This is a genomic window from Strawberry lethal yellows phytoplasma (CPA) str. NZSb11 (assembly GCF_000397185.1).
In the GTDB taxonomy this organism is placed as follows: Bacteria; Bacillota_I; Bacilli_A; order Acholeplasmatales; family Acholeplasmataceae; genus Phytoplasma; species Phytoplasma australiense.
Window position 1 is genome coordinate 452,616 of the sequence record NC_021236.1, and the last position, 17,839, is coordinate 470,454.

Below are 17,839 nucleotides of genomic sequence, written 5' to 3' on the forward strand. Positions count from 1 at the left end.
TTAATTATTTCATCTAAATAATTTTAAAATGTTTTTAAAAACTGGTAGCATTAGTTTTTTTCAATTATCACTAATTGTTTTGATTATTTTGAATTATTGAATTTTTTATAATCTTCACAACTGCGCTGTTGTTTTTTTAGGTTTTTTGTTTTTGTTAAGTTTTTAATGTTATATTTATAAAAAGAGATAAAAAAAGACTAACTTTTCAGTTAGTCTTAATTTATTAATTATTTAATATGAAAAAATATGGTGTGTAAAAAATAACATAAGCCCAATACTAATTAAACCAATAAATACTTTCCAAAGGTTTTTTTTAGTTTTGATATCGTTCTTAACACAATCTAGATTAAGAATAGGCAAAGCAGCACAAAAATCTTTAGTTAATAAAAAAAAAGTAGAATAACTGCCGAAAAAATAAAAAAGTGATTTTTGATGCTCAATTTTTCCGTCTACGCAATAAAAAGAATAAAAACTAAAAGATAAAATCAAAAGAATAAAATCTAGGGTCCAAAGTGAAAATAAATATATAATTGGAGCTTTAGTTTTATTTTTCATTCTTTTAACCAATATTTGCCCAAAAAGATCTAAACCTAAAAAAAACATTTTCCGATGGCATTAAAAAATACAGACCAAAAACAAAAAAAACAAAACCCATGGAGAAAGGTATAACATAAAGTAAATGTCCAAGCCCACAGCTTGTCAAATGAAATCCCTTTTCTCCTGCTTCTCGTCGTTGCAAAAAAACACTAAAAACTTTTCTTTGTGTTTCTCCTTGAAAAAAATAATTGAAAACAAGTAAAAATAAAATTAATAATAATGTTGTTCCCAAAGATTTTTTAATTGTATTAAAATCTAAGAAAAAGGCAGCTATTAAAAGACAAAGAAAAAGAAAAACACTTAAAATAAGAATTAATTTTAAGTTTGGGTTGTTATCCAAAAAAGGTATAATTTGGCCTAAAAAAACAGTTATTCCTTCGGTACCACCAGAAAAAATAAAGCCGTTTTCACCACCCTTTTTAATAAAACTAGTAAAAATAAAAAAATAAATAGCAAAAGCATATAAAAAAGTTCCTAAAAAAATCTTTAAAAAAAATTTCAAGTTATTTTTGAGATAATTCATGATTTTTTATTTTCGTTTTCCTTGGTATAATTGGATTTCATTGTTATTTTGTCTCTAATAACATTAACCCCAAATTGGGTAGTATTAGAAATATTGCGATTATAAGTATAATATTTTATACCATCTCTTTTGTTTCGATAAAGGTGATAAATTTCTACGTTATCCTCATCAATAAATTAATAATAAAGTCAATGCTTGTGTTTTCGATATCATTGTAAACATTGAAATTAATAAAAACTTATAATATTTGCATCATCTATCGCTTTTTTCCATCTTTCAACTTCATGCCTAATCCTAAAGTTATTCATTTACCAAAAAATCCAAATAATTTTCCTCCTTTTTGTGCAACTGTTTTGGTTGTCGTTTTAGTGTGGTAATTTTTTTATTGATAATAAATGATAACATAATAATAAACTTTATCCATGATGCTATCTTTAATCAAATATTGTAACGTAATTTTTTATCATTTATCAGATGGTATTATAGCATATTTTAAAAATAAAAGTTAAAAATAAATTGTGTTTAATTTTGGATGTGTATAATTTGGAGTGCAATTAGAAATAACCAAACAAATCACAGAAGCTTCCAGGAATATTACTAAATGAATTACTCCTAAAAAGACAATTAAAAGAAGACCATATATATCCTTATACAAGTAGTTTTTGATGGAATTTTTCCGGTTCATGATTTTTTCTAACATCATCAATATTTTTATTTTGATGCTAACAAAATATATAATCATTGTATTTAATATTAAAGCACTAATTTAAAAAGTTTAAATGAAATTTAAAGAAATAATTTTTTGGCAAAATAGTTGTTTATTTAAGAAAAATACCATAATTAAACGGCATTTAATAGTTTTCAATATTTGATTATTATTTACTAGCCCAAATTAAACTAAAAAATCGAAGGATTAATAATTTTTGACATGGCTTGAAATTTTTAATAGAAGTATTTTTTTATAGTCACAAAATATAATTTAAAAAAAGCTTTTTTATTATTCCAATCCCCAATATTTTGGTTCATTTACTTTTAATTTTTTTGTTTATAATTCTTTTTTAGCGATTATAATATAAATGATTTCTTTTTTTAAAATGTTTTTTTAGAAAGTGGTGTAATATTTTTTTATGTTCAAAATAAGTAATTTATCCAAACAAGTTTCTGAAAAAACTACTTTAAATAATTTTTTTAGTTTTCCAGAAGCTTGATTGGTTTTTTTAATAAAGTTGAGTCCCGTAAAGCAACTATTAAACCTTTTAGAATACAAGAAACCGACCATAAAGTGTTTAAGTTTATAATTACAAACTAGAATTATTTTATGATGTTGATTTAGGTTCCTATCGAAATTATTTTTTAGTTTTTTTCAAGAATATAATTTATTAAATATTATTAAATAGTTTAATTGTTTTTGCAAACATTCAAATAGCTTATAAGTTACAAGATAAACACCAAATTCCTTCTAAAAGCAAAAACAATCTTGCAACAAGTTAATTTAAAAAAATTAGAAAAAGAACCTGATCAACTTTTCAGAAAAAAACTAAAATAAATTGCAATCAAAAGATAATTGATGAAAGTTCCTAAAGTAATTTTGGCTAATCACTATTTAAAAACCTTGGTAAAAAAACGCTTATTTTGTTTTTTAATTTTTAAAAAAATTTTCAAGAAAAATTAGTTATTGTAATATCTTGAGATATCAAAAGTGTTTTTCAATCAACATAATTATTAAATTATTCACGAAAACAGCGTTAAAGATTTAAATAAAAAAGTCTGGCAAAAATCCACAATCAAAAAAAAACTCAAACTAAAAACCATTATAACAAGACTCCAGTTGAGACTTTATTAGAACAAAAACTAATTTTTTCAAGGTTTTGAAAAAGGAGGCTACTAATTTGACTTATAAAAGCAATCAAACCATGAATTTTTCGCCTTTCGGTTGCAATATTTTCAAAGAGCAAGCAACCAGTATGACTCAAAATCTTTTTCCAAACAATAAAAAACTTTTTATCCGCACTATTTTTAATAAAGGTATTTTTTTACTTTTCTTAAATACCACTATTTCTTTTGTCTTCTTTATTTTAATATCAAAACTTTTATTAACATTAAGTCATTCGCATCCTTGTGAATGTTTTCTTTGACAATTAGAATAAGTTTTTATTGAAGAAATAATTTTTTAGACATTTTTGTTTTAAAAAATATTCTTTAAAACTAACAAAAATAAATTAATTAAACTTAAAAAACTTCTAATTTGTTTTAGTATTTTGCTAATTTAAAAAGGTTTTTTATTATTCAAAGCTTTAAAATTAAGCTTTATTCCATTTTTAGGGTTTTTATTTATTTGCTTATATTTGCTTATTTTTTTAGGTATTATAATTTTAAACCCATTAGATAAAAAAACAATAACCTACTTCAAAAAAAATTATCAAGTTTCTTGCTGCGAGTATTTGTTTTGTCGCATATTTTATTATTTGTGATATTGTCTTTCTTTTAGCTTTTTTCTGAATTATGTTGCAATTTTCACAACTAAAATTAATCAAACAAAACCTTTTAAAAATGACTTATTATTGTTGTTAAAATATAAAAAAAATAACCCAAAAAAATAATTTGTGAATAATGTTTTTAATTTTTACAATATAGTTGATTTACTTTTTATAAATTAAAGATGGTTTAAAAAAAAAAATTCAAAAAAACAACTGCGATTTTTTATTATTAAACAAAGAATTGAAAAGAGTTTTTGATAGGTGAAAAGCGAGTTATTATTAGTTTTTTTAAACTTGATTTAAAAATTTATTACAAGAATTAAGAAAAACAAAAAACTATCTTGCAAAAAAGCTTCCTAAATTATTCAAAAAAAGCTGCTGAAACAACAAAAAATAGCCACTTTATTGAATTTGTTGAATTAAAAAACACTTATCCTTTATTTTTTTCTGTTATAATTCTTGTTATAAGGTATATATAAATTATTAAATAGTAATTGAACTAAAACTCAATTAACTACACAAAAAAGTAGTTATGCAAACATTGAATATTTTTTTTAAAAATTAAAAAATCAATAACACAAATTTGGAAATTGCAAAAAAACTCTTTTGGAGCATCACTCATCAAATTAAAAAATTTATAATTTTTTTTCTTTTTTTAAAAGAAAGAAAAAAACTAACTGAAAAAATGCTTCGGTTGTTAAATGTTAAATATTTACTTTTGTATAGTTTTTAGGTTTACAGTTCAAATTAGATTGAAAAGGAAATAATCAAACAAATGAAAAATCAAGAATTTATTAAAGTCCGCGGTGCGCGACAAAACAATTTAAAAAACATTAATATTGATATTCCCAAAAATAAATTTGTAGTTATTACAGGTTTATCCGGTTCTGGGAAATCTTCTTTGGCTTTTGATACTTTATATCAAGAAGGAAAAAGAAGATATGTAGAATCATTAAGTGCTTATGCTAGACAATTTTTAGGTGGTTTTGAAAAACCAGATGTAGATAGTATTGAAGGATTAAGTCCTTCTATTAGTATTGATCAAAAAACAACTTCCCATAATCCTCGTTCCACCGTGGGAACTATTACAGAAATTTATGATTATTTAAGGGTTGTTTATGCTAATGTCAGCGTTCCTTTTCATCCTTCCAAAAACGTTGCTTTAGAAAAGCAAACAATTGAACAAATGATTCAAAAAATCAATCAATCTTTTCCCAAAGGTCACACAATTGTAATTTTGGCTCCCATAATTGAAAAACAAAAAGGGACTCATCAAAAAACTTTTTTAAAATTATCTCAAGATGGCTTTCATCGCGTTATGGTGAATGAAAAAATTTATTTAATTGATGAAGTTCCTGATTTAGAACAAAAGAAAAGTCATAGCATTTATGTAGTTGTTGACCGCATAGAAGTTAATGATGTCAACCAAAATAGAATTTTTGAAGCCCTAGAACAAGCCCTAAACTTAACTAATAGCAAAGTTTTTGTCAAAAGTGTTGATAACCTTCAAAACGACTCCTCTCAAAAACTTCCTTTTTTAAAGCTCAATCGTAATTATCATTTAGAAGGTGTTGATGTAGACATTCCTACACGCGAACCAAGGCTTTTTTCTTTTAATACTCCTGTGGGTGCTTGTCTTAGTTGTAAAGGAATCGGATTCCAAACAGAAGAAAATGGTTTTTTACCTTTAGACAAAACTTTAAATGAATTAATTATACAAATTTTCCAAAATGTTGACCCTCAAGATACTTTTATTTATCAAAAGCAAATTTTAATCAATTTGTGTAATCATTATAAAATTGATATGGATACACCTTTATTAGATTTAAAAGGTAAAATCATAGATAGTATTTTTAATGGTTTATCATCGAAATATACAAGACACAAAACATTAGATCAAGAAGTATTTTGGCATCAAGGTCATGTTTTTGAAGGTCTTTTGGGAATTTTCAAAATATATCGCAAAAATAATCAAATGGATACAAATTGTTTCGATTGTAAAGGCAAAAGATTAAATCCAGGGGCTTTACTTTTTAAACTGAACGGCAAAAACATTTATGAATTAACGAATTTATCAATTAATGACATGTTGATTTTTTTTGAAAACTTAGTTTTAGGCAAAGAAGAGGCAAAAATCATCCGTTTGGCTTTAAAAGAAATCACTCATCGTCTTACTTTTTTAAAAGAAATCGGGTTGGGTTATTTAACTTTAACACGTAATGGAGCAACTTTATCAGGAGGAGAAGCTCAAAGAATCCGCTTGGCTACCCAAATTGGTTCTAAATTATCAGGAGTTTTATACGTTTTAGATGAACCTTCCATTGGTCTACATCAAAAAGATAACGATTTGTTGATTAATTCTTTAAAAAAAATGAGAGATTTAGGAAATTCCTTAATAGTTGTCGAACATGATCACGATACTATGTTGGCCTCTGATTATTTAATTGATATCGGTCCCAAAGCAGGTATCCAAGGAGGAAACTTGCAAGCAGCAGGAACCCCTAAAGAAGTCATGCAAAACCCTAATAGCTTAACAGGTAAATATTTATCTAACAAAATAACAATCAATACTCCTTCTGTTAGAAGAAAAGGAAATGGCAAAAAAATTTGGGTTAAAAACGCTTCTAAAAATAACTTAAAAAACATTAATACTTTTTTTCCTATGGAACAATTAGTGGTAGTTACAGGAGTTTCTGGTTCTGGGAAATCAACTTTAGTTAATGATGTTTTGTTAAGCGGCTTAAGAGAAAAAGGATTGTTGAAAAACAAAAATAGTTACCAAAAAAATCCTAATATAGTTGATGATGCAAATTGTGTCACCAAAATAGTTGAAATTTCTCAAGCAGCTATCGGAAGAATTCCTAGAAGTAACCCTGTAACTTACACTGGTATTTTTGATGAAATTAGAGATTTATATACCAAAACTGAAGAAGCTAAAATGAGGGGTTACCAAAAAGGACGCTTTTCTTTTAATGTGAAAGGCGGTAGATGTCCGGTTTGTACAGGTGACGGGGTGAAAAAAATCTCCATGCATTTTTTACCTGATGTTTATGTAGTTTGTGAAAGTTGTAAAGGAACGAGATACCACCAAGAAACTCTCAGCATCAAATATAAAAATAAAAATATCGCTCAAGTACTTGATTTAACTGTTGATGAAGGAGTAATTTTTTTTCAAAACCACCCCAAAATTAAAAATCAATTAGAAATCTTGCAAAATGTAGGACTTGGTTATGTTAAAATGGGGCAACCAGCAACAACTTTATCAGGAGGAGAGGCTCAAAGGGTTAAATTAGCTAGTGAATTGCATAAAAAAGTCATTCCGGGAGCTTTATATATTCTAGATGAGCCTACAACTGGATTGCATTCAGATGACGTAAGACAGTTAATTAAAACTTTACATCACATGGTGGATCAAAAAGCAACTATTGTTGTGATTGAACATAATTTAGATGTTATTAAAAACGCTGATTATATTATTGATTTAGGTCCTGAAGGAGGAAATCAAGGCGGGTATATAATCGCCCAAGGAACTCCTGAAACAATTAGTGAAAATAAAAACAGTTATACAGGCAAATATTTAAAAAAAATTTTGGCACATTAAAAAAACTTGATATTAATTGATTTAAAGTGATAAAAAAACTTTTAATTTTTCGGTTATTTGTAAAATTTATCACCCCAATTTTTTTAATTCACGATCTCTTTTTCAAAAAAAGATATTTATAAATATAATTGCTTTTAATGCTATAATATTAGCAGGAAAGAAAGTGAATTTGGATTAATTCTTTGCAACTTTCTAACCAATTAATTGGGATTTAAAAAAAGAAATGTTTAGCAAACTAATCTTTTTTATTTTTAAATGATGCAATATCATCAAATACGAAGTTATAAACTTAGAAAAAGGTATTGAAAAATGGAAATTAAAAAAATTAATGATGAAAAGATCCAGTGTGGTTTTAAGGTTTTAACTGAAGAATTAGAACACCATCTTACTTTGGCTTATGAACAAATAAAACATAAAGTAGAAGTTAAAGGTTTTAGAAAAGGGCATGTACCAAGAAAAATTTTTGAAACTCGTTTTGGTAAAGAAGAATTATATAATAACGCTTTAGAAAAGATTGTTCAAAACAAATACAAAGAAGCTTTGGCCAAAAAAACTTTTGAAAATATGGGAATGCCTAAAATAGTAGGACTAGAAGAAAAAAATTTCAAAGAAAAAAAAGACTTTCATTTTAATTTGGAATTTAATCTTAAACCTAAAGTCGTTTTAGGTTCATATTTAGGAATCAAATTAAGTAAAGGTGATTTAGAAATCACAAAAGAAGAAATTAATACTCAAATTGATTCTTTATTAGACAGTAAGAAAAAATTAGTTCCTAAAAACAGTAACGTTTTAGAAAACAACGACACAGCTATTTTTGATTTTGAAGGTTTTATTGATGACAAACCTTTTGAAGGCGGTAGTGCTAAAAATTTTAGTTTAGAAATCGGTTCTAAAAAATTTGTTCCTGGTTTTGAAGAACAAATGATAGGAATGAAAAAAGAAGAAACAAGAAATATAACAATTACTTTTCCTAATGATTATCCTAAATCAGATTTAGCTAATAAAAAAGCTATTTTTAAAGTAACTTTGCATGACCTCAAAACCAAAGTTAAACCTGAGTTAACAAATGAATTAGTTGTCTCTTTGCAATATCCTGAAATCAAAACTGTAGAAGAGCTTCAAACCAAAGTTACAGAAGAACTTACAAAACAAAAAGAACAACAAAATAAAAGAAGAGTAGAAAAAGAAGTTTTAGATCAAATCAAGCAAAATACACAACTTACAATTCCTTTAACTTTAATCGAGGAAGAAAAAAAAGACATTAAAAATAAATTTCAAGCTCAATTACAAAAACAAAAATTAACCTTAGAACAATATCAATCATATTTAGGAATTACTGAAGAAAAAATGGAACAAAATTGGCATGAAGAAGCAAAAAACAACTTAGAATACCAACTTATTATGGAACAAGTCGCTTTGCAAGAAAAAATAACCGTCAACCCAGAAAAAATAGAACAATGTTACAAAGATTTAAGTCAAATGCATCAAATGTCACTTGAACAAGTTAAGCAGAATTTAGATCTTGAAGTTTTAAAGCAAAATTTATTGTTAGATGAAGCTTGGGAATTAGTAATGAAAAATGTTGTTTTCGCTTAATTAAAAAGTGAAAAGGAGTTCAAAATGAAAACAAAAATAATGAAAAAAACTAAAACTGTTGTAGATTTAGAACAAAACACACAAACGCAATTACCGGCTTTGGCTATTAATGAAATTGTTCCAATGCCAAACGTTGATTTTCGTATTGAAATATCAGACAAACAATATATTAATGCTTTAAAGGAATCAAAAGAACATCATGAATCTTTAGTTGTTATTTTAATAAGACCGGGATTTGGACAAGGAAAGCCAAAAATCACTGAATTGAATCGTTATGCGGTTTTGGCTCAAATAATTACACAAATTAAAATGCCTCAAGGATTTTATAAAGTAAAATTCCGCATTTTGCAAAGAGTCAAAGTTCAGAAATTTTTACAAAAAGAACCTTTTTTAAAAGTAGAATATCAAAATATTAACACTGTTTTTGGCAAAATTGAGGAAGAAAAAACCTTAATGAAAATTGTTATTGATACGATTTTAAAAAAACCTTTTCAATTATTAAACCAAAGTAATAATAATTTTTTAGAAATGATTCAATTTGAGCAAGAAGTAGAAAAAATAACCGACATTATTATTTTTTATTTACGCATTGATAATTCCGAAAAATATAAATACTTAAAAGAAGCAGACCTTAATAAAAGACTTTTTAACATTTTAAGAGATATTGATATTTTAACTATGGGGATGCATTTAGAACAAAAAATTAACGAAAAAGTTAAAAAAAGTATTGATGAAAACCAAAAAGAATTTTATTTAAGAGAAAAAATGAAAGCCATCCAAAACGAATTAGGCGATAAAGTTAAAAAAGAAGAAGAAATCGCAGAATTAAGAAAAAAAATTAACAACACTCCTCTTCCTGAATCAATTAAGAAAAAAGCTTTACAAGAACTGTCGCGTTATCAATCGTCTTCCTCTTTATTGGCGGAATCTTTTGTAATTAAAAATTATCTAGATTTTTTACTGGAACTCCCTTGGCAAAAAACTACTCAAGATATTGATGATTTAGCTCAAATAGAAAAATCTCTAGATGATGGTCATTATGGTTTGGCTAAAGTCAAAGAGCGTATTTTAGAATATGCAGCAGTTAAAATTATGACCAAAAAAAATCCTCAAAACATTTTATGTTTAGTGGGTCCACCAGGGGTTGGTAAAACTTCTTTGGTTTCTTCAATCGCCAAATCTTTAGGCAGAAAATTCATTAGGCAGTCTTTGGGAGGCATGAAAGAAGAATCAGAAATTAGAGGCCACAGAAGAACATACATCGGAGCTATGCCAGGCCGCATTCTTGCAGGCATCAAAGAAGCTCAAACAATGAATCCTGTTTTTTTATTAGATGAAATTGATAAATTAATTGCTAATTATAATTTTGACCCTGCATCAGCTTTATTAGAAGTATTAGATCCACAACAAAACAAAACTTTTATTGATCATTTTTTATCAGAACCATTTGATTTGTCTCAAGTTCTTTTCATTACTACTGCTAATTATTTAGATAATGTTCCTGAACCTTTAAAAGATCGAATGGAAATTATCGAAATGAATTCTTACACCGAAAAAGATAAAGTTGAAATTGCTTCTAAATATCTTTTTCCTAAACAATTAGCAAATCACGGTCTTAATCATCAAAATTTAATAATTGAAGATGGAACCTTTCTTTATTTAATTCGTCATTACACTAAAGAAGCGGGCGTAAGAGAATTGGATAGAATATTGTCAAATCTTACACGCAAAACAGTGAAAGAAATCCTGATCAACAAAAAAGAAAAAGTTATCATTAACACTCAAAATGTTTCTGATTACTTAGGTAAAGAAAAATATTTGCATCTTTTAGCAGAAGAAAAAGAGCAAATAGGATCAACTAATGGTCTGGCTTATACTTATTTTGGCGGCGAATTATTGAAAGTGGAAGTTACTTATTATAAAGGTAAAGGGCAATTATTTTTAACTGGTAAATTAGGCGATGTCCTTAAAGAAAGTGCTTATACTGCTTTAAGTTTTATTAAAGCTAATGCTGCAAAATTAGGAATTATGGATAACAAGATCTTTTTAGAAAATGATTTTCATATACATCTTCCAGAAGGAGCAGTCCCGAAAGATGGTCCTTCAGCAGGGATTACAATTGCAACTTCTCTTTTTTCTGCCATCACTCGCAAATATATTAAAAAAGGCTTGGGAATGACAGGAGAAATCACTTTGAGAGGTGATGTTTTGGGCATTGGAGGATTAAAAGAAAAAGCTATTGCTGCCAATCGCAGTGGCCTTAACACTATTTTAATTCCTCAGGAAAATGTTAAAGATATTGAAGATATCCCTGAAGAAGTAAGAACTAAATTAAATATTATTCCTGTTTCAGATGTTTGTGAAGTTTTTTCTAAAGTATTTCTTTAATTAAAAAATATTTTAAAATAAAAAATACCACCCTAAAAGAGTGGTATTTTTTTTATCTTTTATTTTATAAAATAATTATTTCTTTGGATGTTTTCTTTGTTGATAATCCTCCAAAAGCAATAGTTATCTGGTAATAATTTTAAAATATTTAAAAAATTTTTTAATATAAAAAAATAAATAAAAATGTAATTAATTAAAAAAACATTGTTATTTTTATAAAAGGGGTAATCCTTAATAATTCCAGAATATTCAAAACTTTTTGATATAAAATAAATAAAAAAATATAAATAAGTAAAAAAAGCTTTGAGGTTTTATTCCCAAAGCTCGTAACTATTTGACGTTATGTTGAATTGTTAGCTTTATAAAAAAAGGGGGACATCTGGTAATAATTTTAAAATCTTTAAAAAATTTTTTAATATAAAAAAATAAACGAGTAAAAAAATTTTGAAGTTGTATTCCCAAAGGTCATAAATCTTTGATATTATATTTAATTGTTAGTTTTATAAAAAAAGGGGGGACATCTGGTAATAATTTTAAAATCTTTAAAAAATTTTTTAATATAAAAAAATAAATAAAAATGTAATTAATTAAAAAAACATTGTTTATTTTTATAAAAGGGATAATCCTGAATAATTATAGAATATTCAAATTTTTTTGATATAAAATAAATGAAATATAAATGAATAAAAATAGCTTGGAGGTTTTATTCCCAAAGCTCGTAACTATTTGACGTTATGTTGAATTGTTAGCTTTATAAAAAAAGGGGGACATCTGGTAATAATTTTAAAATCTTTAAAAAATTTTTTAATATAAAAAAATAAAAATGTAATTAATTAAAAAAACATTGTTATTTTTATAAAAGGGGCAATCCTGAATAATTATAGAATATTCAAAACTTTTTGATATAAAATAAATAAAGCTTTGAGGGTTTTATTCCCAAAGCTCGTAACTATTTGACGTTATATTTAATTGTTAGTTTTATAAAGACAAATATTTAATAATAATTTAGTTATTTTCAATTTCAAAACAGATTTTCTTTTTTTAAAATTATTTTTAAAATTAATAAATTTTAATTTTTTCCAGCAATACTTAAACTACTAACACAAACACTAGCGCTGCCAAATCCTGAAGTTTGAAATTCAAAATCATTAGCAATTCCTACAATATCTTTTAATACTTGAAAGAAATTACCAGAAAGAACAATCATTTTAACAGGAGAAGTAATTTTTCCTGCTTCAATTTTAAAACCACTAGCCTGAAGGCTAAAATCACCGCTAACAGTTTTAATTCCTGCATGAAGTCCAATTAAATCAGTAATGTAGACACCATTTTGAATTGGAGCAATCAATTCTTGAAAAGAATTTTTTCCTGGCTCTAAGTAACAGTTAACCATAGAAATACCCCCACCAAAACCATTTCCAGTAGGTTTTTCCTTAAAAAAGTGAGCGGTTTTTAAATTGTGAATAAATCCTTTAAAGGCACCTTGATAAATGATTGGTTTAGTTTGACAAGGTACACATTCTTCATCGAATTTTTCTTGAAAATAAGCTCTTTCATGAAGTGGATCATCGAAAAGATTGACGATAGGAGTCGCAATTAAATGATTAACTTTATCTTTTAATTTAGTTAAATTACGATAAGCACTATTTCCCGAAAAAATATCACTAAAACCATCTAAAAGTTCAGCAAACATTTCATTAGAAAAAACAACTGGATATTTTTGAGATAAAATAGATACTCCACCTATTTTTTTTTCAGTCGTATCAACAATTTGACGGCCTAATTTAACTGGATCAAAGGCATCAAAAGTTTTTTCTAAAGTACTTTCGCCAAAACTTTCAATATCTTTGTCTTTTTGAAAAACCCCTGAAGCGTATAGATAAGCGCAGCTATTTTGATGCGACAAAGAAACTTTTTTAGAATTCAATAAAGTAGTTTTAGAAAAACTTTCTTTATAAATTAAATCATCTATTTTTTGTAAATAAACACTTTCAGAAATTGTTTTTTCTAATTCTTTTAATAATTGTATTTTATGATCTAAAGGGATTTGACTAAAATCAAATTTATTTTCTTTAACTTCAGGATAAGTTGCAGGACCTTCAAAAATTAAGGCTGGTTCTTTGGAAGTGATATTTTGACAGTTTTCTTTCATGTTTTTTAAAGCATCTAAAAAAGCTTCATCATCCAGTTTTTCTAACGAAAAAGATGTTTTTTGGTTTTGATAAATCCCTCTGACAATAAAAGATTTAACATTGCTATGAACACAAGCATCTATTTTTCCTTGTTCCAAAGATAATTTAAAGCTTTTGTTTTCGTGAATAAGTATTTCTAAGGCATCAAAACCTTCTTTTAAACCTTGTTCAAGCCATTTATTTGTTTTCATTTTGTTTTACTCCTCCTACAATTATTTCTTTGACTCTAATTGTAGGCTGACCAACATCAACTGGCAAATAACCAGACTCAGAGCCACACATCCCTTGTCCTAAAACTAAATCATTGGCAACGCGGTCAATTTTTGTTAAAATATCGGCTCCATGTCCAATAAGCATTGCTCCTTTGACATGAGTCGTTAATTTGCCTTTTTCAATTAAATAACCTTCATTTACTATAAAATTAAATTCTCCTGTAGCAGGTACAACCGTTCCCCCTCCTAAAGATTTAGCATAAAGGCCATAAGCAGTATCTTGAATGATTTGTTCAGGTGTTTCGTTGCCTTTTTCAATATAAGTTGAATTCATCCGAGAAGTAGGAGAGTATTTATAAGATTGTCTACGAGCAGATCCGGTGGGTTTCATGTTCATTTTACGACCATTACGAAAATCAACTAAATATCCTTTTAAAATTCCTTTTTCAATTAAAAGGTTTTTTTGGGTTTTGCGGCCTTCATCATCAAAATTAAGTCTTCCCCAAGCCCCTTCAATTGTTCCATCGTCATAAGCTGTTACTACTTCAGAAGCGATTTTTTGATTCATTTTGTTGTTAAAAGGAGAAAGTCCTTTGGCAATTGCAGTCGCTTCTAATGGATGTCCGCATGCTTCGTGGAAAATTACTCCGCCAAAACCATGATTAATCACAACCGGCATAACTTGAGGTTTTAATGGTTGAGCTTGCAATAAAGAAACTGCTTGCACGGCAACTTCGCGTGCAATTTTTTCTAAGTTGATTTGGTCAAAAAATTCTAATCCCATAAATCTTCCTGGGCCTGCAAAAGCTTCTTGCATCTCCCCACCTGATTGAGCTACTGCAAACAAACTACATCTAATATAATTTCTTTGATCTTTTTGATAAACTCCCAAACTATTGGCAATTAAAACTTGTTGTTCTTTTTGTTCCAAGGTAACGATTGATTGGATGATTTGGGGGTCATAATTTTTAATTATTTGGGATAATTTTAATAATTTTTGTGTTTTTTCTTTTTTAGACATGCTATCGAAAGGTTTTTGCACGTTTTTAGAAAAAGGCAATGGTTCTTTTAAAGGAATAACTTCAGTTTTTTCTCCTTGAAAAGATTGCTTCATTTTTTCAATTAAAGTCAAAACACTATCATAATCGATTTGGTTAGTATAGCTATAAACTTCATTAAAACCTTTTAATAAGCGTATTCCTACTCCAAAAATATTATTATTGCTAATAGAAGTTACTTCTTCACCAATAATTTTAATAACTTCAGAAGAAGTGTTTTCGAAAAAAAATTCAGCAAAATCCACTCCTTTTTCTAAAGAAAAAGCTAAAAGTTTTTGAATATCTTCTTTATGCATGGCGTCCACTTTATGGAAGGACCTCCTTTATTTTTTATATAATACACTTTATTTTATCATTTTTTTAGATTAATATCAATTAATATTGATTTGTTAATTTTTTTAATATTAAGAATTGTTTGGATTGTTTTTTGACTTTTACAATAATTAAAAAAATATTGACTAAAAGTTAAAAAAAATAACATTGATACTTCTATTTTTATTAAACATAATTTTTAAAAGTCTGGGCGGTTCAGGTTTTTTTAAACAAATGGGGAGATGATGTTTTTTAGACATTTTTGTTTTAAAAAAATATTCTTTGCAATCTAGAATCAATCAGATATTTCCATATCTTTTCAAAATAAAAAATAGTTTAATTAAGTGAAAAAATGTCTAATTTCTGGAGAATTAAATTTAGTCTTTCCTTTTGGTATGAATAAAAAAACTAACTTTTTAAAGTTGGTCTTATTGGAATAATTACTCACAAATAATTATTTATTGTTGTTTTGATTAATTTTCTTTTTAATTTTATATTCTTTATAAATCAAAAACCATCTTTTTTATTATTATAAAAACTATAAAAAAACAATCAAAGATCAAGAGAGTGCCAAAAATAACATAAATAATCTTAAAAGTAATTCCTAAAAAAGGTGGGATGTTACAGTATTTAGGGCAATTTTTTATTTTTTGAAAATCATTTAAATATTTTTTCTTTTCACACAATCATCTCTAAAATATCTTTAACTTGGCTGTCTGTTTTCAACTTTTTTAAAAAATATTTAATTTACAATCGTTTTGTCTCTTTTTTAAAAAAATATTTTTAGTCATGATGTGATTTTTTTTGGTCTTAAAAAGAAAAAAGACAGAATTAATTGTCATTTCTAATTTTTTTTAAAAAATAAAAAGTTTTTTAAATATTTCAACATCCAAAATCAATATTTTTTTACATGCCTCAATTATTTTCCTTTGGAACCATTTAGAACAAAAATGAACTTGTTTTATTAAACTTGGATGCTGAAAAAATTAGGGTACTTTTTAGTTTAATTAATTTGTTTTGTTGGTTTTAAAGAATATAAAATTATCTATTGTTTTTTAGTTTTAAAGAATATTTTTTAAAACAAAAAAATGTCTAAAAAAATATCATCTCCTCAAACCTTTTTAAAAAGAAGTTGTTTTACTGTACATTTTTTTTGAGCAAAAATACCCTTGAAAAATCACAAAACAACGAAAAACGTGATTATTGTGTAAAAAAATGCACACCCCTTCATTTTAGAGGCGTGTTTTCGATTTTTTTTGCTTATATATAAAGTGAAGGGATAAAAATATATCTCTTGAAATTAGCAAAACATGAAAAAACTTATGAACATTTTTAGTTTAATTAATTTGTTTTGTTGGTTTTAAAGAATATTTTTTGAAAACAAAAAAATGTCTAAAAAATATCATCTCCTCATGTTTATTATTATGATTAACACTGCTCGCATTTTGATGAATAAAATAATAATTGTATTGATTGTAATATATCAAAAAAACACTTTTTTAAAAACAATTACTTTAGGGGTTGCAACCATTTTACAACATTCTTAAAAATCTAATAATTATTAACTTCTTAAAGGTTTTGTTTCCGAAAATTTTTATCACAACTGCAAAAATACAAAAAAGAGACTGAAAAGTCTCTTTTCATTTGGAAAGTTAAAAAATAATTTATAATTGAAAATTACAACCTTTTTGGCAATAATTGCAAAAACGATATTAAAAAATTAAAAAGAGAAACAGACAATAACAAATAATTTTGAAAAGAACAAAAATATAATCACTATTTTGACAAAGGTTAAAAATAAGTCTGCATTTTTTTTCAATTTCTTAAAAAATAAAAAATGTGAAAATGATAATTTTTATAAATTCATTAAAATAGCTTGTTGAACCTTTTTATAATCTGAAATTTTTAAATTATTAGCGTTATTTTTTAACATAACTCCAATTTCTTTTTTGCAAAACCGAGGAAGCAAGTGAACATGATAATGAAAAACTGTTTGTCCTGCAACACTCCCATTATTATTTAATAAATTAATCCCTTGTAATTGAAATGTTTTAATTAATGCTTTGCTTATTTTATGAACTATTTTAAATAGATGAATAAAAACTTCTTCAGGGACTTCTTCAATGTTGCGATATTCTTTTTTAGTCACAACTAAAGTGTGTCCTTTTGTTGCTTGCGTAATATCTAAAAAGGCAATTAATAAATTATCTTCATATAAAGGATAACTTGGGATTTCTTTTTGAATGATTTTAGTAAAAACAGTTGACATAATAAATTCCTTTCATGTCTATTACCATTTAGTTTTATATTTGAAATCGTTAACTTATCAAAAAAACTGGTAATTTTATTTAATAATTGATTAACAATAAAATTATTTTGCTTTTATTTTTGTTAAATATTTGAAGCTTTACTGCAAGCCACTCAAAAAAATTAAATGTTTAAATGAAAAATCGGGGCTTATTTTTTTAGTTTCTCTTTTTATTTTAAAATATTTTTTTAGACAACTTTTTTATTTTTTCTTGAAAACTTACAAAATATCGCAACAATTTAAATTTCCTTGGATTAAAAAAATCTAAAATTGTATTAAATATTAAGTTTTTGATAACTTTTTAATTTCATTTAATGAGTTAATCAGGTATTTTTCAATTAAGTATTCAATTTTTCCATAAACACAAACAAATTAATCTTGCAAGATTAAAAACCAAAAAAACTCAAAAGATATTTTTTTATTTACATCAATAAATTACCAACAAAAAAATTTATAGACAAATGTGCCATATTTTTATTTTTTGCAGTTTTTTTGAGTGTTTCTTTATCCAAAAATGATATTTATGGTTTTTTGTAAATTCTTTTTGTAATGCAACTTCATTATATATTTATATT

9 protein-coding genes are annotated in these 17,839 nt (G+C 25.9%); 4 read left to right on the plus strand and 5 right to left on the minus strand.

Features of this window, described 5'->3' with window-relative positions; genetic code table 11:
- Positions 1–231: 231 nt before the first annotated feature.
- On the minus strand, positions 232–555 hold the full coding sequence (locus SLY_RS02185) for a hypothetical protein (protein WP_235043298.1): 324 nt from the start codon (positions 553–555) through the stop codon (positions 232–234).
- Positions 556–559: 4 nt separating this feature from the next.
- Positions 560–1,120, minus strand: coding sequence for a YitT family protein (locus SLY_RS02190; protein WP_015637989.1), 561 nt, complete (start codon positions 1,118–1,120; stop codon positions 560–562).
- 3,252 nt (positions 1,121–4,372) lie between these two features.
- Between SLY_RS02190 and uvrA the strand changes: the two genes are divergently transcribed.
- From uvrA to lon, 3 genes are all read left to right on the plus strand, one after another.
- The gene (gene uvrA, locus SLY_RS02200) at positions 4,373–7,198 is read left to right on the plus strand and encodes an excinuclease ABC subunit UvrA (RefSeq protein WP_015637994.1); all 2,826 of its coding nucleotides are present in this window, start codon (positions 4,373–4,375) and stop codon (positions 7,196–7,198) included.
- 309 nt (positions 7,199–7,507) lie between these two features.
- On the plus strand, positions 7,508–8,794 hold the full coding sequence (gene tig / locus SLY_RS02205; RefSeq protein WP_015637995.1) for a trigger factor: 1,287 nt from the start codon (positions 7,508–7,510) through the stop codon (positions 8,792–8,794).
- 24 nt (positions 8,795–8,818) lie between these two features.
- A complete protein-coding gene (gene lon, locus SLY_RS02210; protein WP_015637996.1) occupies positions 8,819–11,182 on the plus strand; it encodes an endopeptidase La in 2,364 nt (787 codons plus the stop codon).
- Between the two features lie 1,069 nt (positions 11,183–12,251).
- On the opposite strand, the gene SLY_RS02215 is transcribed toward lon, so the two are convergent.
- Both SLY_RS02215 and SLY_RS02220 read right to left on the minus strand, forming a co-directional pair.
- Positions 12,252–13,565 carry a TldD/PmbA family protein gene (locus SLY_RS02215; protein WP_015637998.1) on the minus strand — a complete coding sequence of 438 codons (1,314 nt, stop codon included), beginning with the start codon at positions 13,563–13,565 and terminating at the stop codon, positions 12,252–12,254.
- A complete protein-coding gene (locus SLY_RS02220) occupies positions 13,552–14,940 on the minus strand; it encodes a TldD/PmbA family protein (RefSeq protein ID WP_041784501.1) in 1,389 nt (462 codons plus the stop codon). The genes SLY_RS02215 and SLY_RS02220 overlap by 14 nt, the downstream gene beginning before the upstream one ends.
- A gap of 1,404 nt (positions 14,941–16,344) precedes the next feature.
- Here SLY_RS02220 and SLY_RS05645 point away from each other — a divergent pair.
- The gene (locus tag SLY_RS05645) at positions 16,345–16,503 is read left to right on the plus strand and encodes a hypothetical protein (RefSeq protein ID WP_015638002.1); all 159 of its coding nucleotides are present in this window, start codon (positions 16,345–16,347) and stop codon (positions 16,501–16,503) included.
- Positions 16,504–16,811: 308 nt separating this feature from the next.
- On the opposite strand, the gene SLY_RS02230 is transcribed toward SLY_RS05645, so the two are convergent.
- The gene (locus tag SLY_RS02230) at positions 16,812–17,225 is read right to left on the minus strand and encodes an HIT family protein (RefSeq protein ID WP_012359167.1); all 414 of its coding nucleotides are present in this window, start codon (positions 17,223–17,225) and stop codon (positions 16,812–16,814) included.
- Positions 17,226–17,839: the final 614 nt, after the last annotated feature.

Bases quoted from the DNA above. Each gene is read 5' to 3' on its own strand.
- SLY_RS02185 (WP_235043298.1), bottom strand. From the start codon at position 555: ATGAAAAATAAAACTAAAGCTCCAATTATATATTTATTTTCACTTTGG.
- SLY_RS02190 (WP_015637989.1), bottom strand. From the start codon at position 1,120: ATGAATTATCTCAAAAATAACTTGAAATTTTTTTTAAAGATTTTTTTA.
- uvrA (WP_015637994.1), top strand. From the start codon at position 4,373: ATGAAAAATCAAGAATTTATTAAAGTCCGCGGTGCGCGACAAAACAAT.
- tig (WP_015637995.1), top strand. From the start codon at position 7,508: ATGGAAATTAAAAAAATTAATGATGAAAAGATCCAGTGTGGTTTTAAG.
- lon (WP_015637996.1), top strand. From the start codon at position 8,819: ATGAAAACAAAAATAATGAAAAAAACTAAAACTGTTGTAGATTTAGAA.
- SLY_RS02215 (WP_015637998.1), bottom strand. From the start codon at position 13,565: ATGAAAACAAATAAATGGCTTGAACAAGGTTTAAAAGAAGGTTTTGAT.
- SLY_RS02220 (WP_041784501.1), bottom strand. From the start codon at position 14,940: ATGCATAAAGAAGATATTCAAAAACTTTTAGCTTTTTCTTTAGAAAAA.
- SLY_RS05645 (WP_015638002.1), top strand. From the start codon at position 16,345: ATGTCTAAAAAATATCATCTCCTCATGTTTATTATTATGATTAACACT.
- SLY_RS02230 (WP_012359167.1), bottom strand. From the start codon at position 17,225: ATGTCAACTGTTTTTACTAAAATCATTCAAAAAGAAATCCCAAGTTAT.